Here is a 4,152-nt window from a genome sequence, read left to right as displayed (position 1 = left end):
ATCAAGTACAAGGGCCGCAACGTGATCGAGCGTGGATACGCCCGTTTGAAGCAGTGGCGAGGACTGGCCACTCGTTATGACAAACTCGGCATCGTCTACCGAGCCGCTGTAGTTCTCAACGGCGTCACCGCCTGGTTACAGCATTTATCAGACACGCCCTAGGTGTGCAGTACCGTTGAGGAGCTGTCAGAGGAAAGGGAGCACAATGGCAAGAGTCCGCAGAGACAAGCCCGAACGACCGTCACTGCGCAAGCGACCGGCGGTGGGGTCAGAAGCGAAGTCCACCGAGGCACCGACGCTGTTCAGCCGCCGCATCATCGACAGCGAACCGCAGGAGATGAGCGTCGTCCGGTCCTTCGCCGAGGCGCTGTCCGCACATGACCTGGTCGGCTCCGGCTCGTCTGTCCCCGGTTCGATCACGCAGGTCGTCATCCCCAGGTCCGCTCCCGAGCTGCTCGAGGAGATCGCTTCGACCTGGGACCTCCACCCCGTGCTCGTTGATGATATCTATCACGCGAATCAGCGTGCCAAGGTCGAGCGCTACGACGATGTCCTTTTCGTCGTCCTCAAATCAGCGGTCTACATCGACGCGAAAGAGGAAGTCGATTTCAACGAGTTCCACTTGCTGATGAAGGACGACGTGCTCGTCATCATCTGCCAGGGAGACCGGTTCATCGACGGCACTCCGATTCCGCCGGACACAGATGGGATCCAGGAGTACTTCACGAACGAGAAGCGCAGCTGGACGAAAGACCGCGAGCTGCTCGCCCTCGGCCCCGAGGCTCTCATCTACCGCCTGCTCGATACCGCAGTCGATGGGTACTTCCCCGTCCTCGACGGACTGCAGGATGACAAGGACGGAATCGAACGTCAGGTGTTCAGCGGGGACACCGCCGCAGCCGAGCGCATCTATCTCCTCAGCCAGGAAGTGATCGATGTCCTCCACAACTCCACACACCTCAACCGACTGACGCAGGCGCTCGGAAACGGGGCAGCCAAGTACGCGATTCCCGACGACCTTCGCGCCTACCTCGATGATGTCATCGACCACCTGACGCGAGTTCTCGCCGAAGTAGGGGAACTGCGAGAGGCTCTGTCACAGATCCTCAACGTCAATTCCACTCTCGTTGCGCAGAGACAGAACGAGGACATGAAGAAGATCTCCGGCTGGGCGGCGATCCTCTTCGCCCCAACGCTGATCGGCGCGATCTACGGTATGAACTTCGACGATATGCCCGAACTCCATTGGGCCTTCGGCTACCCGATGGCACTGGGGCTCATGCTCGGTCTGGGCGTCGTTCTCTACGTCGTCTTCAGAGTCAAGAAGTGGATGTGAATCCTTCTCTGGCGCCAGCAGCATCTTCATGACACTGATCAATTCGCCCGCTGAGGTTGCCATATTTCGTCGAGTACAAGCTCATTTTTCCCTGCCTGTTGACGATTGTGTCGTCGCTGCTGGTGATTCGCACTCTTTCAAACCCACGTTTGAACACCAGATCGAGCGAGAAATCTACATACCCTTCGGTGATGTATTCGAACCGGGTTTGAGGGATAACAGCTGTGACCCCGCTCTCGTCGCGACGTGTTTCAACTCGCCCAAAGAAGGTGCCAGTTCGGGACTTCCACGACAGGAAGATCTGTTCAGGATCAGCCTCACCGAGATCAGAGACTCGCACTGAGACGGTGACTGCGTCCGTGTCCACGTCGACCGTCTCGGCTTCTGCTCGCGCACCTTCAACGCGGGTTATCGGTGCAAAGGACGTCTTTGCCAGCACCTCTCCCCAGCGTCTGACAATTGGAACCTCGAAGAAGTCCGCTGCGCGGGCCACGGCGTTGCCGCGCATTTCTGCGACTACAGATTCAGGCAGGGACATGAATTCCGAGATTGTGTTGGCCAGCGCGTCGATATCCCCATTTGGCACGAGGTAGCCATTGACACCATGCTCGATGATGTCAGCGGGGCCGAAGTCCACGTCATAGCAGATGGGGATACACCCTGCCGATAAACTCTCCAGCACGACCAGGCCTTGGCCTTCAGATTGGCTTGTGAGAAGACTGAACGAATGTGAGCGGAAGTTCGTCTTCGCACTTGGCGTATGTCCGTGCAATTTGACGGAATTCGCCAGATTGTTGCCGTCGATCAGATCGGCTAGTTCGGTCCTGTCCTCTCCCTCGCCGTAGACATCGAGCATCACCTCTGCGCCCTCACCTACCGCAGTTGCAATTGCTGTGATCGCATCGCCGACTCGCTTTTGGGGAACGAGGCGAGCGATCATCGCCCCTTGGCCACGTACTCTTGGCTTATCAGGGTCACCATTCAGGTCTTCAGTGAGGTTCGAGACGGTTCGGAGCTTCCCTGCCGAGAGCCGCAGTCGTTCCAAGTCCTTTCTCTGGCGGTCTGTCAATGTAACAACCAGATCAAACCCATCAATACGGGTCAGAAAGCCAAACTTGCCTTCAGCAAACTCACTGGACTCTGCGCCATTTGCACCAGCTAGGTGGTGACTGTGGACCACCTGGCTGAGGATCACGTTGTCCCGACGGTACTCGTGGATGAAGTTGCCGACGAAGGCCGAATCGCAGATGAGGTACGACGGCTTCGTCCCGATGACCACATCGAGCCAGGCGTGGTAGAAGTCCCGTGCGGTCGACCACTGCGCGATGACCTTCTGATCGCGGTCGAACAGGGTGATCCGACGGCCGCCTCGGTGGCCGCGCTTCTTCATATCGTGGCGGTCAATGACGAGCAGATGTCCACGGTCGTGATAGCGATCGACCTGCAGCAGCTTGTCCTCGGAATCCTTCTGCGTCTCCGACCAGTCCTGAGCGGTCCGCTCCATCACATCCTCGGCGGAGGTGTGATCGGGTTCGATGGTTCCGACCATGCGGCGCAGCTTCCGATCCGGCCAGCTGGTGAGGTCGTCCCAGAGGTTTCGCACCGTGACTCGTCTGTCGATGCGCCCCTCGGCTCGCAGCTCACGACCCCGATTCTGTCCCTTCATCTCGGGGCTGAGAGTGAGGATCTCGACTGAACGGTTGTCCAAGCGGGCGAAGGCCGAGCTGCGTTCCAGGGCGACTGTGGTCATCCCGCCGTAGTCATAGCCGATACCCCACGTCAGAGTGAAGTATCTGCCTTCAGGCAGGAATCCGCGGTGGGGAAACCTGTGGGGATGGGACTGCGTTGGGGATGCTTCGGGGCTATTGTTCACTACAGAAAGACTAATGATCGATCCCCCGAAATCCAGAGGACACTCCACCTCAATGCTGTGAGCTTGGCGAGAACTGCACCCCCTCCTCCCTTCCTCACCTGTCAGGCATAGACTGCAAGTAGCCAAACATCTTGTCAGTAGGAGGAATCATGGCCACACCACAGAACCCGACAAACCCGACAGGTGCTGTCCGTTCGCTGATGACCGAGCTCGGCAAAGGCGCCTTTTGGGCGGTGCTGATCCGCGGCATCCTCGCCGTCCTCTTCGGCATCCTCCTCCTCGCCGCGCCCGCCGCAATGGCAGTGGCTCTGGGAATCTGGGTGGGTGCCTGGTTCATCGTCGACGGCATCTTCGAGATCGCCCACGCCTTGCAGGCCCGCAAACAGAACCTGTCATGGGGTTGGGAACTGGCTGGAGGCATCGCCTACGTCATCGGCGGCATCGTCATCATGATCGTGCCTCTGACCTTCGCTATCATGGGCGGCACCGTCATCCTGCTGATGATGGCATCGGGAATGCTCATCCGCGGCGTCCTCAGCGTCGCGTCGAAATCATTCAAAGGATGGTCGAAGGCCCTCGGAGTCCTCGACATCATCTTCGGCGTCATCATGTTCATCGTCGTCTTCTCCAACCCGGGAGCCGCATTGCTCGCGCTGGTGTGGATCATCGCGATCTACACGATCATCTTCGGCATCTTCCTCATCGTCATGGCCTTCGTCGGCCGGTCGAAGACGAAGAAGGCCCAGGTCAGCTGATCGGACGTACGACGGGGCGAGGCCGCCTCGGCGAGGGTCATCGCATTTCCCACCCGTTCGCCTAGTGTCCTGCGCCGGTAGTTCGTTGCATTAGTCGTGAGAGAGATTCCAGTATCTCTTCCGCGGTTTTCGTCCACACGAATGGTTGCGGGTCCTCGTTCCACGCCTTAACCCACTCGCGAAGGTCT

Annotated in this window: 3 protein-coding genes and 1 pseudogene; 3 read left to right on the top strand and 1 reads right to left on the bottom strand. The window is 58.8% G+C overall.

All coding sequences use genetic code 11. From position 1 onward, the window contains the following. Both BLIN9172_RS17585 and BLIN9172_RS17580 read left to right on the top strand, forming a co-directional pair. Window positions 1–162 (top strand): annotated as a pseudogene (locus tag BLIN9172_RS17585) (IS5/IS1182 family transposase); the annotation flags it as partial. Window positions 163–205: 43 nt separating this feature from the next. Continuing rightward, the gene (locus tag BLIN9172_RS17580; RefSeq protein ID WP_101556164.1) at window positions 206–1,336 is read left to right on the top strand and encodes a magnesium and cobalt transport protein CorA; all 1,131 of its coding nucleotides are present in this window, start codon (window positions 206–208) and stop codon (window positions 1,334–1,336) included. On the opposite strand, the gene BLIN9172_RS17575 is transcribed toward BLIN9172_RS17580, so the two are convergent. Then, window positions 1,320–3,086, bottom strand: a complete 1,767-nt coding sequence (locus tag BLIN9172_RS17575; protein WP_101556163.1) for a glycosyltransferase — start codon at window positions 3,084–3,086, stop codon at window positions 1,320–1,322. The genes BLIN9172_RS17580 and BLIN9172_RS17575 overlap by 17 nt on opposite strands. A 272-nt stretch (window positions 3,087–3,358) precedes the next feature. Here BLIN9172_RS17575 and BLIN9172_RS17570 point away from each other — a divergent pair, with 272 nt between their 5' ends. Then, the gene (locus BLIN9172_RS17570; protein WP_101556162.1) at window positions 3,359–3,964 is read left to right on the top strand and encodes an HdeD family acid-resistance protein; all 606 of its coding nucleotides are present in this window, start codon (window positions 3,359–3,361) and stop codon (window positions 3,962–3,964) included. Window positions 3,965–4,152 lie beyond the last annotated feature (188 nt).

This window comes from Brevibacterium linens ATCC 9172 (assembly GCF_900169165.1).
GTDB classification, from domain to species: Bacteria; Actinomycetota; Actinomycetes; order Actinomycetales; family Brevibacteriaceae; genus Brevibacterium; species Brevibacterium linens.
Note: the sequence above shows the minus strand (reverse complement) of the source record. Positions and strands in the feature narration are given on the sequence as shown.

Coding starts and splice junctions, on each gene's coding strand:
- BLIN9172_RS17575 (WP_101556163.1), bottom strand. CDS start 3,086: ATGACCACAGTCGCCCTGGAACGCAGCTCGGCCTTCGCCCGCTTGGAC.
- BLIN9172_RS17580 (WP_101556164.1), top strand. CDS start 206: ATGGCAAGAGTCCGCAGAGACAAGCCCGAACGACCGTCACTGCGCAAG.
- BLIN9172_RS17570 (WP_101556162.1), top strand. CDS start 3,359: ATGGCCACACCACAGAACCCGACAAACCCGACAGGTGCTGTCCGTTCG.